This is a genomic window from Paenibacillus sp. FSL K6-1217 (assembly GCF_045040735.1).
Classification (GTDB): Bacteria; Bacillota; Bacilli; order Paenibacillales; family Paenibacillaceae; genus Paenibacillus_AQ.
Genome location: NZ_CP150271.1, coordinates 3065487 through 3090130 on the forward strand (window position 1 = coordinate 3065487; position 24644 = coordinate 3090130).

The 24644-nt window shown below is 52.4% G+C and carries 20 protein-coding genes; 4 read left to right on the plus strand and 16 right to left on the minus strand.

Annotated elements, in window-relative coordinates; genetic code table 11:
- Positions 1–91: 91 nt before the first annotated feature.
- The 6 genes from MHH28_RS13495 to MHH28_RS13520 all read right to left on the minus strand — a co-directional run bounded on the left by MHH28_RS13495 (position 92) and on the right by MHH28_RS13520 (position 7190).
- Positions 92–1087, minus strand: coding sequence for an ROK family protein (locus tag MHH28_RS13495; protein WP_405115687.1), 996 nt, complete (start codon positions 1085–1087; stop codon positions 92–94).
- 43 nt (positions 1088–1130) lie between these two features.
- Positions 1131–2315 carry an ROK family transcriptional regulator gene (locus MHH28_RS13500; protein WP_405115689.1) on the minus strand — a complete coding sequence of 395 codons (1185 nt, stop codon included), beginning with the start codon at positions 2313–2315 and terminating at the stop codon, positions 1131–1133.
- Positions 2316–2496: 181 nt separating this feature from the next.
- The gene (locus MHH28_RS13505; RefSeq protein WP_405115691.1) at positions 2497–3108 is read right to left on the minus strand and encodes a GNAT family N-acetyltransferase; all 612 of its coding nucleotides are present in this window, start codon (positions 3106–3108) and stop codon (positions 2497–2499) included.
- Positions 3109–3172: 64 nt separating this feature from the next.
- Positions 3173–3748, minus strand: a complete 576-nt coding sequence (locus MHH28_RS13510) for a TetR/AcrR family transcriptional regulator (RefSeq protein ID WP_405115693.1) — start codon at positions 3746–3748, stop codon at positions 3173–3175.
- A 445-nt stretch (positions 3749–4193) separates the two neighbouring features.
- On the minus strand, positions 4194–6140 hold the full coding sequence (locus tag MHH28_RS13515) for an alpha-L-arabinofuranosidase C-terminal domain-containing protein (RefSeq protein WP_405115695.1): 1947 nt from the start codon (positions 6138–6140) through the stop codon (positions 4194–4196).
- Positions 6141–6176: 36 nt separating this feature from the next.
- A complete protein-coding gene (locus MHH28_RS13520; RefSeq protein WP_405115697.1) occupies positions 6177–7190 on the minus strand; it encodes a glycoside hydrolase family 5 protein in 1014 nt (337 codons plus the stop codon).
- Between the two features lie 187 nt (positions 7191–7377).
- On the opposite strand from MHH28_RS13520, the gene MHH28_RS13525 reads away from it, so the two are divergent.
- A complete protein-coding gene (locus tag MHH28_RS13525; protein WP_405115699.1) occupies positions 7378–8175 on the plus strand; it encodes a helix-turn-helix transcriptional regulator in 798 nt (265 codons plus the stop codon).
- 40 nt (positions 8176–8215) lie between these two features.
- Here MHH28_RS13525 and MHH28_RS13530 read toward each other — a convergent pair whose 3' ends face one another.
- Together MHH28_RS13530 and MHH28_RS13535 are read right to left on the minus strand one after the other, a co-directional pair.
- The gene (locus MHH28_RS13530; RefSeq protein WP_405115700.1) at positions 8216–8590 is read right to left on the minus strand and encodes a VOC family protein; all 375 of its coding nucleotides are present in this window, start codon (positions 8588–8590) and stop codon (positions 8216–8218) included.
- A 142-nt stretch (positions 8591–8732) separates the two neighbouring features.
- The gene (locus MHH28_RS13535; protein ID WP_405115702.1) at positions 8733–9182 is read right to left on the minus strand and encodes a macro domain-containing protein; all 450 of its coding nucleotides are present in this window, start codon (positions 9180–9182) and stop codon (positions 8733–8735) included.
- A 354-nt stretch (positions 9183–9536) separates the two neighbouring features.
- Here MHH28_RS13535 and MHH28_RS13540 point away from each other — a divergent pair, with 354 nt between their 5' ends.
- On the plus strand, positions 9537–9899 hold the full coding sequence (locus tag MHH28_RS13540) for a pentapeptide repeat-containing protein (protein WP_405115704.1): 363 nt from the start codon (positions 9537–9539) through the stop codon (positions 9897–9899).
- 21 nt (positions 9900–9920) lie between these two features.
- Here the strand turns inward: MHH28_RS13540 and MHH28_RS13545 are convergent, their stop codons facing one another.
- The 8 genes from MHH28_RS13545 to MHH28_RS13580 all read right to left on the minus strand — a co-directional run bounded on the left by MHH28_RS13545 (position 9921) and on the right by MHH28_RS13580 (position 21929).
- Positions 9921–11612: an ABC transporter ATP-binding protein gene (locus tag MHH28_RS13545; RefSeq protein ID WP_405115706.1), complete on the minus strand. Its 1692-nt coding sequence runs from the start codon at positions 11610–11612 to the stop codon at positions 9921–9923.
- A 70-nt stretch (positions 11613–11682) separates the two neighbouring features.
- On the minus strand, positions 11683–13494 hold the full coding sequence (locus MHH28_RS13550) for an ABC transporter ATP-binding protein (RefSeq protein ID WP_405115708.1): 1812 nt from the start codon (positions 13492–13494) through the stop codon (positions 11683–11685).
- 171 nt (positions 13495–13665) lie between these two features.
- Positions 13666–16050 carry a glycoside hydrolase family 2 TIM barrel-domain containing protein gene (locus MHH28_RS13555; protein ID WP_405115710.1) on the minus strand — a complete coding sequence of 795 codons (2385 nt, stop codon included), beginning with the start codon at positions 16048–16050 and terminating at the stop codon, positions 13666–13668.
- Positions 16051–16120: 70 nt separating this feature from the next.
- A complete protein-coding gene (locus tag MHH28_RS13560) occupies positions 16121–17707 on the minus strand; it encodes a DUF3502 domain-containing protein (RefSeq protein ID WP_405115712.1) in 1587 nt (528 codons plus the stop codon).
- 93 nt (positions 17708–17800) lie between these two features.
- Positions 17801–18712, minus strand: a complete 912-nt coding sequence (locus tag MHH28_RS13565; RefSeq protein ID WP_405115714.1) for a carbohydrate ABC transporter permease — start codon at positions 18710–18712, stop codon at positions 17801–17803.
- A 12-nt stretch (positions 18713–18724) separates the two neighbouring features.
- A complete protein-coding gene (locus MHH28_RS13570; RefSeq protein ID WP_405115716.1) occupies positions 18725–19693 on the minus strand; it encodes an ABC transporter permease in 969 nt (322 codons plus the stop codon).
- Between the two features lie 267 nt (positions 19694–19960).
- The gene (locus tag MHH28_RS13575) at positions 19961–21010 is read right to left on the minus strand and encodes a LacI family DNA-binding transcriptional regulator (protein WP_405115718.1); all 1050 of its coding nucleotides are present in this window, start codon (positions 21008–21010) and stop codon (positions 19961–19963) included.
- A 235-nt stretch (positions 21011–21245) separates the two neighbouring features.
- Positions 21246–21929, minus strand: a complete 684-nt coding sequence (locus tag MHH28_RS13580; RefSeq protein WP_405115720.1) for a CPBP family intramembrane glutamic endopeptidase — start codon at positions 21927–21929, stop codon at positions 21246–21248.
- Between the two features lie 203 nt (positions 21930–22132).
- Here MHH28_RS13580 and MHH28_RS13585 point away from each other — a divergent pair, with 203 nt between their 5' ends.
- Positions 22133–22867 carry a response regulator transcription factor gene (locus MHH28_RS13585; RefSeq protein ID WP_405115722.1) on the plus strand — a complete coding sequence of 245 codons (735 nt, stop codon included), beginning with the start codon at positions 22133–22135 and terminating at the stop codon, positions 22865–22867.
- Entirely contained in the window at positions 22864–24603 is a 1740-nt protein-coding gene (locus MHH28_RS13590) for a sensor histidine kinase (protein WP_405115724.1), read from the plus strand. Before MHH28_RS13585 ends, MHH28_RS13590 begins: the two co-directional genes overlap by 4 nt.
- Positions 24604–24644 lie beyond the last annotated feature (41 nt).

The following is a 24644-nucleotide window of genomic DNA, read 5'->3' on the forward strand; positions in this document are numbered from 1 at the left end:
GCGTGTTACCTCCATGCTGCTGTATTTTTTAAGGAAGGAACATCTGTATCCCCTCAGGTCAACCAGAATCATAATCCCAATGTTCCGGTGGTCATCCCCTGATAGAAGGCTGTCCGTTCCCTGCCATTAGCCTGCTTCTTGCCGCCGCCGCAGCGCCTATCGCTCCCGCCTGATTGCCGAGCACCGCCTGCCGGATGGCTAAGGATTGCTCAGGAGTATACCGGCTGACCCGCGCCGCAACCTCCTGCACATAGCCCGGGTTCTTCTCCACGACACCGCCGCCCAGAATGACCAGCTCCAGATCCAGCGTAATCGCTATATTTTTGACCGCTACCGCCATCTGTTCATAAGCGTGATCCAGCAGCTCAAGCGCTGTCTGATCCTGCTGCTGCGCCGCAGCAAATACATGCTCCGCCCGGACCGTATCGCCCTGCGCCAGCTCCCTGATCAACGAACTGCGGCTGTTCCCGTGCAGCCTCGCAGCCGCCTTCGCCCCGATTCCCGTGCCGGATACCTCCATCTCAAAAGGGCCGAACTCACTGTACTCCGGATCAGCAGCAGCGTTAACCGCTCCCGGCTCCACGATGAGATAGCCGATCTCACCCGCAGCGAAGCTGGCTCCCCGGTAGAGCTGGCCGTTCAGGAACAAGGCGCTGCCTACCCCCGTACCGACTGTGATCATAATGAAATGCTCAGACCCGGCAGCCGATCCCGCCGCATACTCGCCCATTGCCGCCATATTCACATCGTTGTCCAGCACGACCAGTCCGGGATAAAAAGCTGCAATTACCGGACGGATATCCGTGGCTGCAGGCCAATTGAGCGCCGGTGCGCTGGTCAATGTTCCGGTGCGCTCATTCATGACCCCCGGGAACCCGATACCCACTCCCTTCAGAGAAGCGAGCGCAGAGCCGTTACGCTTGCAGAACTGCTCCAGTTCAGCGAATAACCAGCGGAAGAACACCTCCGGCTCCCGGCTGAGCTGCGTCTCCACCTTATGCTGTTCAAGCACCGTTCCTTCTTCATCTGTCAGACATAGCAGCGTCTTGGTTCCGCCCACATCAATTCCGGCAGTTAACATAGTCATCTAAGATTCCCCCGTCATTCTGTAAAATATAAGCCTGTGCCCGTTATGCCCGCAGCTCACGAAAAGCCGACTGGACCGCCACCTGCACCGCTCCAAGAACCACATCCTTATCCCCGTGGCTGGAAGCAGCCAGCCGGGGCTTCCGGTGAAGGTGCAGTCCGCCCATTCTGGCTTCCAGCCTCTCCAGCAGTACATCTCCATGGCTGCCCAGCCTACCTCCAAGTACAACAGCATCTGGAGCCAGCACTGTGCAAATATTGCTCAGCGCCTCTGCCAGCAGACTGCAATACGCGTCGATGACCGCCAGGGCGAGTGGCTCGCCTCTGCGCACTTCATTCCATATCTGCTCCACCGATCCTCCAGGTATGGACAGCAGATGCGCTGTATCACCCGCGTCTGTGTGTTCTTTTGCCATCCGATGGGCCAGCTGCCTCAATCCGTCTGTAGACAGTACATCCTCCAGCCTGCCTGCGCTCAGCATCAGATTGGCTAGCTCGCCTGCACCTCCGCCAAGCCCCCGGTAGATCTCCCCGTGGATAATGAGGCCGCCCCCGGTCCCTTCACCGATGGAGAAGTACAGCAGAGCGCCGCTTGCCGCCATCCCGGAAGAGGCGTACTCCGCCAGAGCCGCAAGGTTGACATCATTCTCCGTCACGACCGGCACGGGGAACAGCTGCGCCAGCTTAGCCCTTGCGAGCGCCCCTTCACACCCGGTAAGCGGGGCAACCAGGTCAGACACGCTGCCGTCTGCCGGGTCCACCACGCCCGGAATCCCGAAGGCCGCGCTCCCCAGTTTCTCCCAGGATATCCCGGATTCGGCGAGCAGTCCCTCTATGCTCTGAACCAGGAAGTCTTGACACGCCGTCTCTGTCAGCCCTCCCTCCGGCAACGGCAGCTGCTGATAATGGCAGACCTCTCCGCTCATATCAGCGAGCGCGATCCGCAGGCTGCTCCCCCCCACCTCAGCGCCCAGGGTATAGAAGCATTTCGGGTTGAATTCCACCAGAGTCGCTTTGCGGCCTTGAGTGTTCTCCGCTCTGCCTGACTCTCTGACCAGTCCGCGTTCTATAAGATGAGCAATGGCCGAGGAGACCGTTGGTTTGCTTAAGCCAGTGTAGCGGCTAACATCCGCTCTGGATTGCGGTCCGCCGCCGATGATCCGGTCCAGAATCAGAAATTCATTCAGATTGCGCATGACTTTGGGAGTTCCGGCCGTTTGAATTTTCACGATCCATACTCCGTTCTATATATAGTTAATTAAGTTTACTAACTTAATATACAGCCTTCCGGGCGATTTATCCAGCCCTGGGCTTGCGTAACTTGTTCTTATCCTCATCTCCCCATCTCCCCATCTCCCAATAAAACACAAAAATCCCCGATCCTCCTGCGGATCGGGAACGAATGCCAGGCTAATTCAGCATTTTCTCCATATGCAGCACTTTGTGGAAGCCGGCCTGAGCAGAGAACAAGCGGGTATTCTGCACCTTGAAGGTTCGGAAGCCCACCCGCTCATACAGCTTCTTCGCCAGCGGATTGGTATCGACAACCTCCAGCAGCACCTTACTGCGGTCCGCCTCCCTGGACCACGCGAAGACGGCCTCCAGCAGCCGGGTCCCGATGCCGAGCCCTCTCGCTTCTGCGGACACTACAAGCGGATCGATATGCACTGTATTTGAGGGAATATTCCCATTGAACAGGCGGTAGAAGCCATAGGCTGCGTAACGCCAAGCACCGCCGAGAACACCGAAGGTCTGTCTGAGCGAGCGGTAACTCAGTGTCATGAAGAAGCCATCCCCTGTCTCCATACCGGCAAAGCCTACAACCCTTCCCTCATACAATGCATACAGGGCGTTGTCATAACGCAGGCAGCGGCTCAGTACCTCCACAATATCCTGCTCTTCACGGGAGAAGATCCATATTCCACTGAATTTCAAGGTAAAAGCCTGATAATACAGCCTGGCAACCTCACGTTTCTGCTCTTCATTCAGGCGTTTCACAATCTCTACTTGCAGCGTTGACATACCGCATCCTCCTTATGGTTCTACTTAAGCTCTGCCCGTCCTGGTGAATGAGCCCTCTTCGCGGTTACCTGCCATCCCCTTGCCCTGTACCGCCGAAGCCTTGGAGGACTGTATGAACCAGCAGCTTCGGAGCATCATTCTTCGCCAGATTCCCCTTCTGGATCTCCTGCCAGGCGACGAACAACAGATTATACATGACCGTTATGATCCAGTGGGCGGACATTCCGGTATTCAGCAGACCGCGTGCCTGCCAGCCCTCCACCGCTTCCCGCAGCGGCTGCTTGATCCGTGCTTCCTCGGCTACAATATGCGGATTCTCGTCCACGGAGGCGGCGCCGCTGAGAAAAGACACCTTGCCGCCCAAAGGAATCAGCACCTCGAACACTTCCGTCAGGAATGGGAGCATATCGTACTCCTCTGCGGTAACTCCCCCGAGCGCTTCTTCCACCAGCCCGATCGCATTCAGCGCCAGCGCATCCAGCAGCAACTCCCGGGTGGAGAAATAGCGGTGCAGCGTCGCAATGCCGATCCCTGCGTGATCCGCTATCTCTTGCAGCGTAGCCGTCTGCTTGAGCGCCAGCAGCTCCGTCGACGCATCCAGAATGGCCTTCCGTTTGTTATCTTTGACACTGGTTTTCATGAATAACTGCCTGCCTCTGCTGTAGGATGAGTGATAGTTTTTTTGATATAATGATACTTTAGTTATTATAATGATATATTTTTCTATCATTTAAGTTTATTTTATACCGCGAGGTTGGTGGTGTCAAACTTCCAATGCGCGTTGGCTGAAGGTTAACTGTAATTCGTACAACTAAAATGAACAATTCAGGCTCTATCGGCGGTTTAATTGCATTTGGTACATCTATTTATAAGTAAATCATCTAAAAGTCTGCTTTCGCCTTATTTTAATTGTACAGAATGCAGTTAACTCAGCTTATCCGGGTTTTAGACTACTTTTAGCTGTACGGAATACAATTAAACTGACTCCTGGTAAAAGAAAGGGAGACGGCAACCTCCCGTCTCCCCCATATTCCTTATATTTGATCTTTCGAGCATTACTTTCGCCCCTATTACCTTACATCACCTTACTCCGCCCCGCACTCCATCCGCAGCACATGGAACGACTTCGGCTCCAGTGTATAAACCATCCGGATTGCCGTCTCAAGCGGCACACTGGCTGGAGCGATATTGCTCGGAGCCTCAATCGAGTTCACTTCCGTCTCCTGGCCCTGCATGACATAGGCCACCCCGCGTCCGTTCAAGCTCAGCGCCGTCTCCAGTTCCACCTGAACTGTACGGTCCAGAGTGTTCACCAGCTTCACATAGAGAACCTGCTGCTCTTCATCATAAGAGACGGTGTAAGGAATCTCCTCCTTGTCATGTACAGTCTGCAGCACCTTCGTTCCCATCAGCGTACTGTACAGTTTCTGCACATAGTAGCTCGGCGTGCCGTAACTGTTCTCGCCGTCGAACCAGATCATATCCGGCGACCACTGGGCGTAGCCGAGTCTGGCGAACAATGGAGCGTATGAGGCCAGCACGACGATGTCGGCATTGCGCTCAAGCCCCGTCAGGAAGGCAGCCTCAGCCAGCGCGGCGCCCCAGCTATTGAAATGCGGCATATTCATCCCGTTGCCATAATGGCCCGCATACTCCCCGGCGAACACTTTAATATCCCGCGGATACTGATCATAGAAATGCACATTCTCACACAGCCATTCCGGCTTCACATAATAATGCTCATCGACAGCGTAGACGAAGTTCGGATTGCCCTCAGCACGCTTGCGGTAATATTCCCACGCCCGGGTGTAGTTATCTGAGCTGACATCCGGCCCGGCGGAGCCGATTAGCTGCACAGACGGATACTCTGCATGAATCGCCTGCTCGAACAGGTCATATCTGGTGAAAAAGTCCGCATGTTCCGTCTCCCACTGTTCATTGCCGATGCCGATCATCTCCAGGCCGAACGGCTCCGGGTGACCCATATCACTCCGCAGACGGCCCCAAGGTGAATCCACTGGACCGTTGGCGAATTCCAGCAGGTCCAGCGCATCCTGAATATACTCCTGGAAATCCTCATCATGTACGCCCACATGCTCGGTAGACTGGAATTGGCAGGCCAGCCCGACATTCAGCACCGGAATCGGCCGCGCGCCCAGATATTCACACAGCAGAAAATACTCATAGAACCCAATCCCCAAGCTCTGATTATAATGGCTATACTCGCTCGTGTACTGATTCTCCTCATTATTGCCGTGCAGCGCCCAGCGGCTGCTGTTATTCTTGCGCTGCTCGGCGGCTCCCACACTCCGCTTCCATTGGTAACGGTTCTCCAGGTTATAGCCCTCAACAATGCATCCTCCCGGGAACCGCAGGAAGCCGGGTTTCAACTCCTCCAGCAGCCCGACCAGATCCCGCCGGAACAGACCCAGCACCGCATCGGAGGGAATCATGGAGACGAAATCGAAGCAGACCGTACCCGGAGCATCCAACCGGATGACGAAATCCCCATACGATACAGCTTCATTGCTGCTAAGCTGCGCTGTATAGCGTGTCCACTCTTCCCCAACTGCTGTCGCGATGACAGCCTGCGCCATAACTGTACCACTTGTCTCAACCGAAACTTCAATGCCCCCTGCATACCCCTCCGCTCTGACATAGAAGGATACCTCATACGTAAGCCCCGGCTTCAGAGACACGCCATCATAGGCCTTATTCGTAAAAGCATGCTGCGTCTCCCCGGCGGTAAACGCCAGGTAATGGGGATTCACCTCATTCTGCGGATGCACCGTCTCAATCTTCAGTGTGGCTCCGCTTGCCTCTGCGGGATAAGCTTTCCAGCCATAAAGGCCGTCATGGCTCTCGCTGTAGCTCCCCCTGTCGCCCTGTGCCTTCATGAACTCAAAGGAACGGTTCTCAATCATCTCGGCATGCAGCCCGCCGTCCAGACCATAGTTGATATCCTCGAAGAACAGCCCGATCATCCCTTTGGATATCGCTGCCCCGGGTTTATCTGTGATTTGTAGTTTCATTTATAAGACCTCGCTTCGTAAAAAGTAATAACCCGCCTACAAATAAGCAATAATCTCAGACGTTATGCTGCTGTCGTAGCGGTCGGAGATGCCGAAGTCCATCTTTTTATACGTCCATGCGGCCCGCCCGATCTTGTACTGCTCGAACACTCCATGCACATCCCGGTACCAGTTCACCACGCCCTGCGACGGGGCTTGCTCAATGACTCCATACTCGCCGCAGTACAGATACACATTCCGCTCCGCTGCAACATCGATAGCATTCTGAATCAGGCTGGTCATGTACGCCGGCCCCATCTCGCGGATACCTTCTGCATGAAGCCCGGAACCGAAAGCCCCAATAGCCGCCGAAGTGCTGCGGTAGTTCTCCAGGTCACCAGGATACTCCATGCTGCTCTTAGGCATCTGCTCCACCCAGGCCGCACGCTGGTGTGTGAACAGGAACGGCTCATAGAAATGGAACGTGTACACGATATTCTCGTCATACGGCTGATCTAGCAGCACGAGCGTATGCACGCTGTTCCACTGGATGCCGCCGATAACGATTTTGGTCTCCGGCGCGTGCTTTCGGATCTCGGCAATTGTCCGGTGGGCCAGCGCATTCCAGCGGCTGCTGTCCTTCTCCACAATCTCATTCAACAATTCAAAAGCCACAGTGTCCTTGTAACTGGCATACCGGCTGGCAATCGCCTTCCACAGATTCAGGAACCGCTTCTGGAGCGCGGGATCATCGAACAGGGCATTCTCGGCCACACTGTTGAAGGAGAACCCGGGCGTTTTATGCAGATCAATAATGAGATTCAGCCCATGGGCAGCACACCAGCGGATGCAATTGTCGATATGCTTGAACCCGGCGTAAGTCTCAGCATTCCCCGTATCCTCTATCACTTCATAATCCACAGGAAGCCGGACATGGTCCAGACCCCAGGAGGCAATCGTCTCGATATCCTTCTCCGTAATGAAGCTCTCATAATGGGAATGCTGATACGGACACTGGGACAGCCAGCCTCCAAGATTCACCCCTCTGGTATAACCCGTCCATTCTTTCATCACAATCATCCTCTCTGGCCTCAGCCTTCATTGTAAGCTCTTACTGCTACCTGTCTTAAGCATAGATAAACGCTGGACCCTGGACAATTACACATCGTGCGTAAGTACTAACTTATTGTGCAATCTTCATTTACAAATGACACCCTTAGCTTCTACAATAGACCTATCTGCTGCGCAGGAGGTTCATATGAACATACACAATATCGGCTACAACCATAGCCATGACGCGGACTTCATCATTAACCGGCCCCAAGGGTCGGGAGACTATATGCTGCTGCTGCTGAAGACCCCGGCCATCTTCACTTTGGAGGGAGAGAGCCGGGTAACGGGGCCGGACTCCTTCATTCTGTATAGCGAGCACACCCCCCAGCTCTACCGGGCGCACGGACCGCAGTTCACTAATGACTGGTTCCATTTCCGGCTGGACAAGCCGGGGGATGAAGCGCTGCTGGACCGGCTGGCGATCCCCAGAGATGAAGTGGTCCCGATTGGCGACCTGAACGAGCTGTCGATCATCATTAACCATTTGTGCTATGAGGTGTATTCCGCGAACCCGCATAAGGACGAGACCATCGAATGTTATCTGCGCCTATTTTTCATTAAGCTCAGCAACCGGATTCATTCGGCCCAGAAGGAAGTCGGCAACACGCATTACAACAAGATGTCCATTATCCGCACCAAAATCTACAACCAGCCCTTCCTCAACTGGACAATAGATGGATTGTCCCATGAGCTGACCATGAGCCGCTCCTGCTTCCAGCACCTGTATAAAGACTTCTTCGGCGTAAGCCCGATGGCCGACGTCATTGCCAGCCGGATCGAACATGCGAAGTATCTGCTCACCACCACAGACATCTCCGTCAAAAAAATCGCCGAAATGAGCGGCTACGCCAGCGAGATCCACTTCATGCGCCAGTTCAAGCAGCAGACAGGGCTGACGCCCAGCCAGTACAGAGAACACAAAATAAAGCCAGACCGCTTGTAAGCAGTCTGGCTCTCCATTTTTATTGACAATTCAAATCAGATCAAAGCCATTCCAGAAACTCAAGACGATTCCCAAAAGGATCGTTAACATAGAAGCGCCTGACGCCTTCATCCGCCCTTGCTTCGTCATCCGTGACTTGAATATTGTTCTGCAGCAGATATTCACGCAACTCCTCCAAGTGCTGTACGTGAATTGCCGGATGAGCTTTGGCAGCGGGAACAAAATCTTGTTGAACTCCAATATGTACTTGATGCGTGCCGCATTGGAACCAAACCCCGCCACGCTTTTGCAGCAGTTCAGGTTTGGGAACCTCTGTCCAGCCTAATAAGCCATTGAAGAATCTCCGCGCCTCAGCTTCACAGCCTTCCGGTGCGGCCAATTGGACATGATCCAGACCATAATAATTGTATGTCATATAAGTTCCTCCTCCATAGTTTCATCTGTTGAAACTCGATTTCATAATATAATTCTATATTATAGCAATTCTCAATGAAAATCCATAAAAAAACAGCCCTCCCTAAGACGGACTGCTTCAAAGCTCGTATAGTAGTTATAGTTTAGATTTTATACAACGTCACTGCATAATCTTCAAAAACCTTCCCGATCATCCGCTCCACCACATTCCACTCCCCGTTCGCCAGCCCGCAGCCAATGTTGTATGGGAGGGCGACAGACAGCCCCTTGGCCTGCGCTTCGGTCTTCAGTGCAGTTAATGCTTGCTCCAGCGCATCATAATCGGTATACCGGGTTTTGCTCCTTCTATAGTTAAGCTGGCCGAACAGATTCGCCGTATACTTCGCTCCCGTCTGCACCAGCTGGCAATGCCCAAGCAGCCCGTCAGGCGTGTGCTGGTCACAGTATTTTTTATACTCAGGATATAAGCTCGGATAACGGTCCCGCAGGATCTTCGCAACCCCCGACCCCATCACCCCCTGACAGTTCACCTGATGTCCTAAAATATCTTCACTGGCTTCTAATAGATCGCCGTTCACTACTTGAATAGTCATGGTTTTCTCCTTGTTGTTGTGACTTTGGTGTATGGCAAATAGATTCAACTTCAGGATGTCCGTTCCGGGAGAGCCGTGACTCCAGTGAATGTTTGGCCTTCCGGCCGCTGTTGTCCCCAGATTTCTTAATTTGAACTATATTAGTAGTAGAAATCCGGAGACAAAGGCGGACACTACCGCTCCTCCAGCTCCAAAATTCTCCTGCGTCACTCTTCCCTATCCGAATAGTTTCAAGTTCAATCTATCTCATTCTTGTATTTAGAATTATATCATTTTCTTCTATTCGAATCCTCCTGGGCTGGGCTAGGTATGATATTCTATTTACAAACAAACACAACTGGTGGAGGTAAGAAATTGGATCAGGATATTACTGAAATGCAGTTTATTGAAATGCTCCAACAGGGACTGAAGGTTTTCCACAGGATATGCCTGGAGGATGCTTCGCTTAAAGGGTGGGATTTATCCTCCCTTACATTTACGGAGTGTCTATTCTCCATTGACTTTTCAGGCTCCAACTTGGAGTCAACACAATTTATTGATTGCAACCTGAAGACATGTTTTTTCACTAATTGTATCCTCACCCATGCGGTATTCATCGGCAACTCTTTAGATGCAACGGACTTCTCAGGAGCACAGTTGGATGGGATCACTTTTAAGGATTATACCTATCATTCTATCGTACTCACAGACTCTCATCTTGCAGAGATGATTATATGAGAGAGAAGAATCCCTGCCCCCCTACACATACCACTTCCGCTGCGCCTCATACATCGTCCGGTACTCGCCCGCCGTGCTCATTAGCTGCTCATGCGTGCCATCCTGTACGATCCGTCCGTCCTTCATCACGATAATTCGATCCGCGAGCTTCACAGATCCTAATCGGTGGGAGACGAGGATAGCGGTTTTGTCCCGGCACAGGGCGGCGAAGTCGTTGTACAGACGGGTCTCCTCCAGGGGATCGATGGCCGCCGTAGGCTCATCCAAGATCATACAATCGCTGTCCCGGAACAGTCCGCGCGCAATCGCTACACGCTGCCACTGACCGCCGGATAGATCCGTGCCGCCGAACTCGCGTCCCAGCATCGTATCCAGCCCTTCCTTAACCCCTTCACCGGATAAAAGCACCCCGGCCTCCTCACACACCGCTACTACTGCGGCATCATCTGCTGGTTTGGAATATTGACTGATCCGCACATTTTCCCGGATGGTCTCATTATACTTGCGATAGTGTTGAAAAACAGCCGACGTTCGCTCATAGCCAGTTTGCGAAGCCCTGACCTTACCGTACCACACTCCCCCTGCCGTAGGCGGGTATATCCCCATAATGATGCGGCACAGTGTGGTCTTCCCACTTCCATTCTCGCCTACAATCGCCAGCGTCTGCTTATTCGGAATGATCAGGTTGATCTCCTCCACCGCATTTCGGGTCGCCAGCGGATAACGGAAGCGGACAGCTTTTAGCTCAATATCACTGTCTGCGGGTCTTGGCATATCATTAGTTCTCTGAACAGGCTCGTCGATGAAATCCAGAAAATTCTCAGTAGAGCCGATATTCTCTGTAGCCCAGGCAATTCTCTCGGTGATCAGCTTGTTCATGAACCGGTATAGACTGCCAATCGAAGCCAGCACCGCCGCAAAAGCCCCAATAGAAATCTCCTGCTGCATCACAGACACAAACAGCATATACACGATCAGGCCGTAGCCCATAACCGTCACTATATTCAGAATGAGCTGAACGAGATGCTTGCGTACCTGCGCCTGAAGTACAGTAGCGTTCAACCGTTGCAGTGAAGAGGTATACAGATTCTCGAAAAACGCAGTTGCCCCCAGCAACCGGGTCTCTGAGAGATACGCCTTGTCCGTCAAGCACTGTTCGTAGTAGTCATTCTCCCGCCGGATCGGGGCAGATGCCGCCTCCAGATTCTTGAATGCTGACATCAGCACCAATTGAGAGAGCATCACCGGAACGAATACGACGACAATACTTAGCGCAAGCACTGGCTTGAGCGTGAACAGATACCACCCGATGAACACGAAATAAGTCGTATAGTAGAACAGAATGTCCAGTAAGGTCGTCCCGATCCAGATCAGCTTGCCGCTCCCGTTCACAGCCTTGTGGATATAATCCAGCCGCTTCGTGTCCTCGAATTCAGAGACCTGTAACGAATCTACTCTCTTAAAAATCAACAGGTTCAGGTGTTTACCTACGCTTAGTCCGTAAATCTCCTCATAACAGTTCCCTAGTCCATCCATGACATGATAGAACAGATACACAAGCGCCAGAATGCCCAAGGAAAAGAGAATCATTTTGAAGTCTATTCGATCTGTAGCATAAGCAGCAGCCGCATCCAGAAACCTCTGCATAAATAACACCTGAAGCACCCAGGAGACCGCCTGCAGCAAGGCAATGCCGATGTACGTATAAGACATCCCGGGATTCACCTGGAATAAAAGCCGCAGACATCTGACCCCGTTGCTCAGGAATCCCTTCCCCTGTATTCTATCCATGCTGCACCATACTCTCTGCTTCATACCACGACTTCTGGCTGGCGAACATCTTCCCGTATATCCCATCCGGGATTTCCAGCAATTGCTCATGGGAGCCCTGCTCCGCAATCCGCCCGCTACGCACCACCAGGATCTCATCCGAGATTCTCGCAGCGCCCAGCCTATGGGTGATGTATATGGTGAACCGGTCTGCGCGGATGCTGCTGAACATTTCATATAGCCGGCTCTCTTCGATGGGGTCCAGGGCAGCCGTAGGCTCGTCCATAATATGGATAGCTGAGCTGGAGTACAACAGTCTGGCTATCGCCAACCGTTGCCACTGTCCGCCGGAGAGGTCCAGGCTGTTCTCTTGGATTTTGCCGGCATATGTATCGAGACCCGCTTCCAGACCCTGGACCATCCCATCCAGATTCATCTTGCTTATGCTCTGACGGATTCGCTCTTCATCCAGCTTCAGGATATTCCCCAGCCGGACATTCTCCTGGATCGTCAGCGAGTACCTGGCGTAATTCTGGAAAACCACTGCGATGATGCTTTTCAGCTCCGGGTAGCTGTACTCCCGCAGGTTCCTATTATTAATGAAGATTTCGCCCTCATAATTATCGTACATCCCGGTAAGCAGTTTGATCAGGGTGGACTTACCGGCCCCGTTCTCCCCGACAATGGCATAGCTCTTCCCGCTAACCATCATGAACGAGCATTGATTCAATATGTATCTCTCCGTACCCGGGTAGCGGAAGCTCACCTGCCTGAATTCCAGCGATTGAAAGACGAATCCGCCCAACTCCACAGGCAGAGCAGCGGCATCCTTCTTCTCACTGAGTCCGGCAAAAGCTGAGAAATCCTTCAGATACTCCTTCATCCGCGCATGCTCCTGCATCGTCTCGGCTAACTGCCAGGACATCCTCTGCACGAGGCTGAAGATCGCGGCCACCAGCGAAATGTAGAGGCCAATCGTTAGCTCGCCCAAGTGCAGCGCAGGCAGCAGCAAGGCCACTATAATGATGCCGATCAGCAGGGCGATGATCGAGCCGCTTTTCAGATGAATGAAGCTTCGTATCTGTATCTTCTTCTCCACCGCGTACGTCTGATCATACAGCTTGCCGTACCGATCCCTGAGCGCCGGACTATACCCGAATAAAGTGCGCTCCTCCGCATCATCCCGGCTGGTCAAAATATTGGCTATATCCGCACTCCTCCTCCGTATCCGCTGCGCATCCATCCCCAGCACATAATTCGCCTTGCCCGTCTTCATGGCAATATAGAACAAAGGCACCGCAACCAGCACAATCACAATCCCCGTAATGAACGTGGACGACATCACAATCACAAGCAGCGAAGCGGTCCCGATCAGCAGATTCAGTCCACTCATCATATTGTTGAATCCGCCCATGAAATGACCCACCGGATCTCCGCACACCCTATGGATTAACTCCGAGGTCTCCTTATTCTCAATATGCTGGTACGCAAGCCGCGCCTGCTTCAGCACCATCTCCCGCTTCAGCCGCACATTCAGCCGATTGCGCCCCGTCAGCTCTATGAGCTGCATCAGGCTGGGAAGCAGATGAGTGACGATCACATAACCCATAATCAGCGCAAGCGGCCTATAGATGAACGAATACTCCGCCCGGCCATTCACAATATCGGTCGCCGTATTAATGAAATAAGCCATCACCAGCGTCTGATAAGCAGGCATCAGGGCATCCACCAACATATACGCTACCGCCGCCACCGTCTGCACCGGAATCACCCGAAGCGGAATCCCGATCAGATCGAATACTGTATATTTTCTTGAAGTAAGCATGTGGTCTCCTTGTTGGAATGAATTATAAGCACGCCCCAATTCATAGTATCATTTCCACCAGAGAGGAATAACCTGTCAGATTATAGGGGTTGGGTGAAAATAAAAATGACTGTGCCGGAATGGGCAGCAGTCATTTTATATAGTAGTGTTGTTAGACTTATACGGTCAAACTCATAAAGAACTTATTTCAAGCTCTGCCGGCGATAGTCCTGGAGTGACCGCAGTGACCTTAATCGTTCCGGAGACGGCTCCGGCCCGGATATAGGCCAGCAGCTTGCCGTGATGGGTACTTCTTGTATGGGAACGGTAAGGCTCCAGATCCTGCACATTTCCATTCTCTAATCCCAGCAATTCACCTGCTCCCTCTACGGTCACCGTGACAGGAACATCCGCGCCATAGACCTCAATGCCCGCCGAATCCACAATGTCGAGCTCCACATGAACGATATCCCGAAGGTTGGCCCGCAGCTGCAGGGTATCGGCTGTCAGCCTTAGCTGCTCCGGTGCCGCCGCCGTGTGCAGCTCCCGTTTGACCGTTCGGCCCTGTTCGTCTGTCCCCGTTAAAAGCAGCGTTCCCGGTTCAAAATTCACTTCCCAGCTCAGCAGCAGCTCCCCGCTCTCATCAGGACGTCCTCCCCCCAGCAGCTTACCATTAAGGTACAGCTCCGCAGCCGCCAGATTGGTATACCCGTCAACGATCAACCGCTCGCCCGGCTCCCAGTTCCAGCTTGGCCCGCCGCCTGACCGGCCACCGGTGTCTGACATTCCCGGTTCACCTGCCCTGCGGACCGCGAGATAAGCCATCGGTGTATCGCTCCACAGGCTCTGGCGATAGTAATAACTTGGTTTCGGGAAGCCGGCAAGGTCCATGAACCCTGCCTGTGAGGCCCGTATCGGCCAGCCATGCGCTTCTCCCAGATAGTCGATTCCAGTCCATATAAACTGTGCGCAGATATCGGTGTTATCGCGGACCGCCAGCCACTCCTGCAGTCCCGGAGAATTCTCGCTGCCGTAGAGCACACGATCCGGGTAAGAGCTCCGATCCTGTTGGTATAAAGATTCCCTGTAATTATAGCCGACCACATCGAGCGTATCGGAATAACCGATTAGATTGGCTAGTTCAGGATAAGCCAGCGCTGCCGTTACTGGCCGTGTCTTGTCACAGGCCTTCACAGCCTGCACCAGCTTACCAGCTATGACCGCAAGACGTTCAGCATTCGGCTTGTTCGGATCATATACACGTTCTGCAGCAGGCTTGTTGGCATCATTGTTGCCGGTCATTGTCTGAAAGGAAGGGTGACAGTAAGGATCATTAGGATAGTCTACCTCATTGCCAATACTCCACAGAATAATAGAAGGATGGTTTCGGTCGCGCTGCACCATCTCCTGAATATCCGTAATGCCCCATTCCGGGAAATCCTCATAATATCCGAAGTGCTTGGGAGGATATACATTATGTCCGGTAGACCACTTGTTCTTGACACCCTCCCATTCATCAAAGGCTTCGTCCATCACCATAAATCCCATTTGATCGCATAAATCCAGGAGAACTGGAGCTGGCGGGTTATGGCTCATACGGATGGCATTGCAGCCCATTTCCTTAAGGTAGCGCAGCCGCCGGACCCAGACATCCCCAGGAACGGCAGCGCCGAGGCAACCGGCGTCATGATGCACACAGACTCCCTTGATCTTAAGAGCCTCTCCATTCAGCTTGAACCCCTCTGCCGGATCGAAATGAATACTCCGGAGGCCGACGGGAGTACGGACCTCATCAACCGTTGCACCCTTCCAGATAATTTCTGTAAGAAGTGTGTACATGTTGGGGGCTTCCGGCGACCAGAGCTTCGGTTCCTTCACTTGAATGACCTGTTGACTGCATTCCGCAGCGCCCGCCGCCGGCAGTAGCTCAAATGAGGTTCCTGAATCCATGCCCTCCTCATCCAAAAGAGTATGACGTACACAGATCTCAGCCGGTTCTCCTGTTTCGTTCATAATTTGGGTCTCTACCTGCAGCTCCGCCCATTCCCGGCCAATGTCAGCTGCCGAGGCAAAAACACCGTACTCTGCAACATGAATGTCATGCGTAAAGGTCAGATATACATCGCGGTAGATCCCTGAACCGGTATACCAGCGGGAGTCTGCTGTCTCGGCATGGTTCACCTTTACCGCAATGGTATTCCCGGCTCCGCCATACGCCAGCAGATCCGTGACTTCATAAGTGAACGTGCTATAACCATAAGGACGTTTGCCTAAATAATAGCTGTTTACCCAGACCTGTGAATGGTTGTAGACGCCCTCAAAGGTAAGGTACGCACGTTTCCCCTCCAGCCGGTCCGGCAACACAATATGCTTGCGGTACCAGCCGGTTCCGCCGGGCAGATAACCGCTGCCGCTGGAATAATCTCTGGAGAAATCAGCCTCGACTGCCCAGTCATGCGGAAGTGTGACTTCACGCCAATCTTTATCGTCATATCCCTTGTACCATGCCTCAGATATATCCCCGCGATGGAAACACCACTCCGCATTAAGCCATACCTTACTTCTGGACTCGTTCATTCGCTTCTCCTTTATCCGGTCTTAAGATTTTCCTTTAACTTAAATTTTTCAGTTCAATTTATATAGCCGTTTATTTCGCAGCTTCCATTTTTTGCTTGAATGCATCCAGCTGCTTCTGCAATTCAGCCTTGACTTTATCATATCCGGCAGTCTTAATTTTGGCTCTGAACTCCTCCACTGCTTTGGCAGGATCACTTACCTTCCCGAAGTTGATAGCCGGCCCAAGCTCCCCGGCCACCTGCGAGATCGCAGTCAGTTCACTTTCTACAGGAGTTTTGTCGAAGACAAACTGACCGTAAGGATACGGAATTTTGATTTTGTCGTATTCGTCATAGAGGGTGCCGATTTCACTCCACACCGTTTCGCTTGGGATTTCGAATTTATCCATCCGGCCACCCCAGAAATCGGCATAGAAGCTGTCAGAAGCTTCGTTGTAGTTGGCTGGCAGCGTTCTTTTTCCATCCTTGATCTCATATTGCACGCCTTCGATACCATAGTTGATCAGATGATAGATTTCCTCGTTGTTGCGGATCAAATCATACGCCATCAGCGCCCGCTCCGGATTCTTGCTGTGGGCACCCAGGGAGGTACCGCCGTGTGTAATCGACAGCTCCATCAGATTCTTCCCGCCGGTCCGGTTGAACGGGAACATCTGCAGCTCGGAGCCTGGCTCTGCTTTGTCCATCTCTACACGCAGCGTGGAGAAGGTTTGGGTGTGATGCTGGTCCAGACCGGATAACCCGGCTTTGAGAGCTATACGGTTGTCATTTTTGTTATTGAGCGCATCCTCGCGCCAGAATCCTTTATCGGCCCATTCTTTCATCAGCTTGGCATAATTCAGGAAGAGATCGCTGAAGATGGGCTCAGCTACGGTATATTTCTCATCGTTCGATTGCGCTGTAAATACTGGCATGTAGCCTGTAGAGATCGGGAGGTCCAGGTTATCCGTGTAGGACTGAATATAGCCGCCCCACGTCACCGCACCGGAAGCCATATCCCATGGAATAACATCCGGCTTGTTGTCTTTGATATATTGCAGATACTGGCCGATTTCTTCCCAATTCTTGATCGGTTCGCTCAGCCCGGCTTCCTTCGCCCAGTCGCCGCGGTAGAAGAATCCATGATTGACCCATTGCGTGTAATCGTTCTCAGGAATCAGCACAATTTTGCCGTTGTAACGGCTCTCGTTCCAATCCTCCTCCGGGACGGATTTCCAGGTTTCCGGTGCATACCTCGGCAGCAGCTCATCCAGATTCATGAAGGCTCCCCGCTGCGCATTGGCCCAGGTATCCAGCCAATCCGTGCCGATGGTGATCAGATCAACCGCCTCCCCAGAGGCCAGCAGCAGGTTATATTTGGTCTGCCAATCGGCCCACTCGACCCATTTCCATTCCAGCTCGGCATTGATTTTCTCCTTCATAATTTCATTGACCTTGGCCAGCACCTTTTCGAATTGCCCATTCTTCGGCTTATCGCCCAGGACCACATAACTGACCTTTACGAACTTGGAGGTGTCCGGCGCCGAGCTGTCTTGCTTTCCATTGTCATTCGTCGTCTTAGCCCCATTGTTAGCCGCATTATTCCCGCCACCGCAGGCGGCCAGTGTAAACAGTAAGAGGAGTGTCAACAACATGCCTGATGCTTTTTTGATCCCCATTCTTGTACAACCTCCCTGTATTTAATGTACTCTATGTGAGAAGGCTTGATGGCCTTGGCACATCGTTGCAGTGGAATTGAATGGTCTGGAAGATCAGCCCTTTACGGCCCCTACGGTGATACCCTTAATGAAGTAGCGCTGTACGAACGGGTAGAACAAAATGACAGGGCCTGTGGCCACTACGGCTGTCGCCATCTTCATGGACTCGAGCGGCACATCGCGAAGCTGCACATTCGAGGAGGCAGCGGAATTGCGGACAAAATCGGCGCTGGTGATCACGTTATACAGAAAAAGCTGCAAGGTGCGATATTTCATATCCGGCGACAGAAACAGCATGGAGTTATACCATTCGTTCCAGTACCCCAAGGCGATGAATAGCCCGATCGTGGCAAGGGCGGGCGTGGTCATGGGCAAAATCAGCCGGAGGAAAATTGTAAAATCACCCGCTCCGTCGATCTTCGCCGATTCGGTAATGGCATGAGGAATAGAGCGGACGAAGCTTTTCATCATAATGATCAGGAACGGACTTAGCAGACCAGGAAGCAGAACCGCCAGATAGTTATCTTTTAAATGAAGATACTGGGTGATGAGCAGGTAGAACGGCACCAGACCTCCAGAGAACAGTGTAGTGAAGTAAATGAAAAAAGAGATTTTGTTGCGGTACATGAAGTCCGGCCGCTGCAGCGCATATCCCGTCATAGCCACCAGCAGCAGGCCAACCGCCGTACCTACGATAGTCATGACAATCGTTACTATATAGGAGCCGATGATCAGATCGGGATTCTCGAACACAATTTTATAAGCGAACAGACTGAATTCTTTGGGCCAGAAGTTGAAGCCGGAGAGCTTAATGGCCGATTCGGAGGTGAAGGAGGTCCCCAACACCAGCAAGAACGGCAACAGGCAGCAGAGGGCGAAGAAGCCGATAAACAGATATCCAATCCACCGAACGACAAGTCCGCTGGCGTCGGTTTTTTTGTGTGCGCTTACAAAAGTCTCATCCATGGGCAAGTCCTCCTAAAAAAGTGAATTGTCAGGCGATACCTTTCTGACCAGCCAGTTCGCAGATAATACAACGATGAATCCGAACAAGGATTGATACAGGCTGACCGCACTGCCCATCGAGAAGTTGAAGTTGGTCATCAGCGAGCGGAACACATAGGTCTCGATAATATCCGTAGAGGCGTATAACGCTGTGTTGTTAGCCCCCACCAGATTGAAGAATAATCCAAAGTTCCCCTTAAGGATTCCGCCAAGCGAGAACAGTAGCAGAATGATGAAGGTCGGTTTGAGCCAAGGCAGTACGATATACCGGATACGCTGAAAAGCATTGGCTCCGTCGATCTCCGAAGCCTCCACAATCTCACTGTCCAGCCCCATAATGGCGGCGAAATACACAATGGAGCCATAACCGGTGCTCTGCCATAAGTACGTAATGACTATGATAAAAGGCCACGCCCCCGGACTCGAGTAAGCCTTCACCGGATCCAGTCCCAAGGAGTGCAGGACCGAATTCAAAATGCCATAATCATAACTCAGAATGTTGTAGGCGATGAGGCCGATCAGAACGGCGGATACGAAATACGGCAGGAACATCATGGTTTGGGATACTTTCTTGAACCATTTGGACCGCATCTCGTTCAGCAGCACAGCGACCGTAATCTGAAGCATATTGCCGAGGAGGATAAACGCGATGTTATAAGCGATGGTATTGAACGTCAGGCGCCACAGGTCACCCGTCATGACAAGGAACCGGAAATTCTCCAGCCCGGCAAAGGCGCTTCCGAAGATGCCGTCAGAATAGTTGTACTTGATAAACGCCAGATACAGCCCAGGCATAGGCAGATAGGAAAAGATGAGAAAAAACGCTATCGCCGGAAAGCACATCAGCAGCAATGTCTTGTTGTTCTTAAAACGTTTCCAGCGGCCGCGCTTGGATTTGGTATACCTCTTCTCTGTCAATTGGGCAGGTGAAGCAGTGGACATAAGACCCCTCCTTAATTGATTAGATAGCAGCTACCGGCTGTTAAAATAATGAAACCCATTTCACAAGAAAATAAAAAAATAAAACCCGTTATTCATCCTGTCTCTCTTCTTCTCGCAAATTTCCCAGGGAGTTTCCTTGTTCATTCAGCAAGTAATCGGATTATAGGTGAAATGGGTTTCATTAAAAAATAAAATGTAAGGGCTTTCTTCAACAGAATAAGCCCTCGTTATTTCAAAGTCAACTATTAATTTATGTTCACGGATCAATTATTTCCGGGGAGGCGCCGTCGTCTGGCGTACCCTTAGCTCGGGAATAACCGAATGTAAACGGGACACCTGTTTGCCGGCAATTAGCTTATGCAGCATGTCTGCCGCCAGACGGCCGATCTCGCTGGCCATCAGCGAAACCGTAGTCAGCTCAGGAATGCTGAAGGACGCAAATGGAATATCATCATAACCGACGATGGACAATTCCGCCGGCACGGCAATTCCCGCCCGGTCAGCCGCTTTCAATGCTCCGATGGCCACCAGGTCGTTCATACACATGATCGCTGTCGGCCGATCCGGCAGATTCAGCACCTGCTCGGCAAAGTTGAAGCCCTTGTTGACAGAGAATCCCCCATGGACCATCCATTCCTTGCGGACCTCCAGACCGTTGTTTCGCATGGCCGTCCGGAATCCCTGAAGCCGCTGCTGCGTATTGGACATATGCAAGAAACCGCCAATGACGGCGATATCCCGGTGTCCAAGATCGATTAAATGCTGTGCAGCCAGCTCCGCTCCCAGCCTCTGGTCGACCGCCACCCGGTGAATCTTCGTGTTGGGCAGGTTCCCGTTAATCATCAGCACCGGAACACGTTTGGCCGCTTCCTCTACCTCCCGCACCAGCGCCGCATCCGGCTTGGACAAATCCAGCCTGCCGCCAATCATCACAATGCCATCGACCTGCTTCTCCATCAATATCCCCAGATACTGTGATTCCCGCGCATACTGGAGGTCAGTCTCCTCATCTGAAGAGACGGTATCGCACAAAAAACAGGTGTAGCCCAGTTTTCTCGTCTCCCGGTCAAAGCTGGCCAGCACCTCCGGAAAAAACGGGTTGGTGATATCCGGCAGGATGAACCCGATCATCCCGGTTTCTTTGCGGATCAGGCTTCGCGCAAGCGCGTTGGGCTGGAACTGGTGCTTGTCGATCAGCGCAGTAATCCGCTCCCTCGTTTCTTTTTTGACGGGGGCGGTATTATTAAGCACTCTGGATACGGTGGCAACCGAGACGTTGGCTTCCCTGGCGATATCATATACGGTAACGGGTTTCATTCTGTTCCCTCTCTTCGCCCATCGGCAATAACTGGTTTTGGCTTCATCTTATCGTCTAGCTCTGTATTAGTAAACCATTTATTCCTATTCCGCTCCGGGGCTGGGAAAAGCGTATGCAATGTTACTCGCCACTTTCAATCCAGGCTCCAATGTAATGTAATCGGTTTCATTAATAAAAAACTGCCGGGAACCTCCCGACAGCCTAAGTACTTTCATATTCACTCCCCTCCTCCATCTACAGCGTAGAATAATAAAGAAGATTGAGACTGTTATACACGATATGCACCACGACTCCCGGCCAGATAGAGCCTGTCTTGCGGAACAGGTATGCTACCAGAACGCCGACCATGAATGCGTCTAGCAGGATAACGGTGAATCCATGCACCACGCCGAAGATGGCAGCGCTGCCTACGATTCCGGCCCATGGGCCATAACGGTTCAGTGCATTGGCAATGACGCCGCGGAATACAAATTCCTCGCTGAGCGGCGTGAGGATGGCACCGGTGATAAGCAGCATAAACATGGAGAGCGGACCGCCTTGCGCTGCCGTCTGGAAATCCGCCTGGGTGTTGATCTCGGTAATAAAGTGATAATAGATTCCTTCGATCACAAAACATCCCCCGAACGCAGCAATCCCGATGACGACCGCCACCAGCAGCCATTTCCGCTCCGTCCTCCGAAACCCGAAAGCGCGTAAATTGCGAATCCGCAGAGCGTAGGCGGCAAACAAAGCCAGGAAGCCAATCAGACCATTGCCCGCGCCTCCGATATTAATCCGCAAAATGGCTTGCTCATCAGGAATTTGAAGCATCCAGACCCCAAGGATTACGACGCCGATCATATAGAGGGACAGTGCAGTTAGGATCTCCGGCCAGCCGGGTCGGGTGTGAGGTTGTTCAGACAGAGATGGACTGCTCATTGCCATTCCCCCGATCGTGACCTTTTTTACTCATGCTATTTTCCTCCTATTCTTCTCATCGAAGCTCAAATTTACTGCTCAGACCTATCCTACCAACCCCACCGGAACAGAACTTAAACGAACCGCTGAATTTTCGCTGAATTTTGTGCCCGCTGTTTAGGTTCTGTTAAGATAACTATGCTATTTTGAACAAGGGTGACAAAATGCCAATTCTATCCGATATTAAAATCGCTATCATCGACGACGAACCTTCAATCATCACCATGCTGCAAATGGTGCTTCGCCGCGAAGGTTTTCAACAACTGTATGGGGCTTCCACTTGTGCTGAAGCTATCAGCCTGGTGCAACGCGTGGTCCCCGATATTGTCCTGCTTGACATTATGCTTCCCGATGGCAGCGGTCTGGAGCTCTGTTCCAAGATCCGCGAATACGGAAATCCTTATATCCTGTTCCTGACAGCCAAGGCGACTGATCTCGATATTCTAAAAGGCTTCGCCATGGGCGGGGATGATTATATCACCAAGCCCTTCAACCCTCTGGAGGTAGCCGCAAGAATTCAAGCGCGTATACGCCGGTTGGAGCCGGAAGCTCTGGCGTCTGCTGCTGCGAAGGTTCCCGATGAGGGAATTTACCGGTTCGGCCGCTTCACCGTAAGCGAAGCGGAGGGCGAGCTGACCGTAGAGGGACAACCCGTTCCTTGCCCTGCACAGGTCTTCCAGCTATTACTGCACTTCTGCCGGCATCCCGGAATCGTTTTCTCCAAAACCCAGCTCTACGACAAGGTCTGGGGGATCAACGGACAGGGCGATGATTCCACCGTGATGGTGCATATCCGCCGCATCCGGGAGCGGATCGAACTCGATCCCGGCGACCCGAAGCTGCTGCTTACGGTACGCGGCCTCGGCTACAAGCTAGTGAAGGAGCCGGAGGAACGATGAAGATCCAGCAACGTATGGCTTTCCACTTCACGTATCAGTTGATTTTCTATGCGCTGGCGATTGTGACCATTGCCTTGGCTGCCTGCATTATGTTCTTCCAAAACATGACCAGCAATGAGATGCGCCGGAACTTTCCGGTTGGCGTCCTGGAGCAGATCTCCCAAGAAGCCCAGTACAAAGACGGGAAGCTTCATATCTTCTCTCAGTGGAACAAGCTTATTAGGGAGAAAGGGATGTGGCTGCAGGTGGTTAATGCAGAAGGAGAGGTCGTCTACAGCATTAACACAACGCCCTACCCTACGCTGCCTGCCTCCTACTCCACCGCTCAATTGCTCGATATTCAAGAGACACGGAGACTGGGGTCTTATGCTGTGCAGACGCAACTGAATTTCTCGTTCCAGGACCCGCTACTATATGTGCTCGGCTATCCAACTCCTGATCTTGACCAGCTTACGGCCTGGTTCAACGCTTACGAACAGCAGGGCATGGTCAGGAGTGAGGCGGTTCCCCTCTTGGAACAGCAGCTTCGGGAGACCGGAAGTTATCTGCAAGTGGTCGATTCTAAGAGTAACACTGTACAAGGCATTGGCGATCACACGTATGCACCAAAAGCATACCGGCCGCTTGACATTCTTGCCATCCAGCAGTCTCCGGACAACTATGACGCGGGTATTGTGGCCCACCGGGACGAGCCGAGCGGGATGACCTGGATCGTCTATACGCCCCATGCAGCGGGACTCCCTCTGAAGCATCCTGTATTGGAAAAAGTAACGCCGAGACTCATCTGGATTGCAGTGCTAATTCTGATCCTCGCGCTGTCGATCTCCATCTGGCATGGCTACCGCTACGGGCGGCCCCTGATTCTGTTCGCAGGCTGGTTTGAACGTATGGGCCAAGGGCAATATGACGAGGTGCTGACTGCCAAGGACAAGCGCAAGGTATTCCGCCGCAATGGCACCATGCGAACCCGCAACAGACTCTATCAGGAAGTCATTCAGGCCTTCTATCAAATGACACATCAATTGGCTCAAATCGAGAGGGACCGCAAAAGGCTGGAGAAGGAGCAAGCGGAGTGGATGTCAGGGATCTCCCATGATCTGCGCACCCCTCTGGCCACGATTCAGGGTTACGGGTATATGCTGGAGAAGCTGCCTGAGCAATGGAGCCAAGAGGAAATGCGGATCATGGGCGCGACCATCCGGGAAAAAGGGGATTATATGCTGGAGCTAATCTCCGACTTCTCTCTGATTCATCAGCTCAAGCAGAGCGATTCCATCATGGTCCGGCGGGAGCTCGATCTGGCAGAATTGGTGCGCTGCGCCGTATTGAAGTACGTCAATGACGCCACCATGTCTGAGTATCGGTTCCAATACACCGGGGAAGAGGATTCCCTGCTCATACAGGCAGATGTCACCTGGTTACAGCGCCTGATGGACAATCTGCTGTCCAATGCCGTCAAGCATAATCCGCCCGGCACAACCATTACCGTCACTCTTACCCGAGTCCACGACCAAGCTTGCATACGGGTAATCGATAATGGCAAAGGGATGGACGAGGAAACACTGCATCATTTGTTCAACCGCTACTACCGCGGAACCAATACCGAGGAATCCACAGACGGCTCCGGGCTCGGCATGAGCATCGCCAAGACCATCGTCGAAGCACACGGCGGCACAATCCAGGTCCGATCGACAACCGGGCAAGGCACGGAATTTGAGATTTTTTTGCCGTGCTGAGGGAAACAAAAAGGGTTCCAGTTCTGATGAACTGGAGCCCT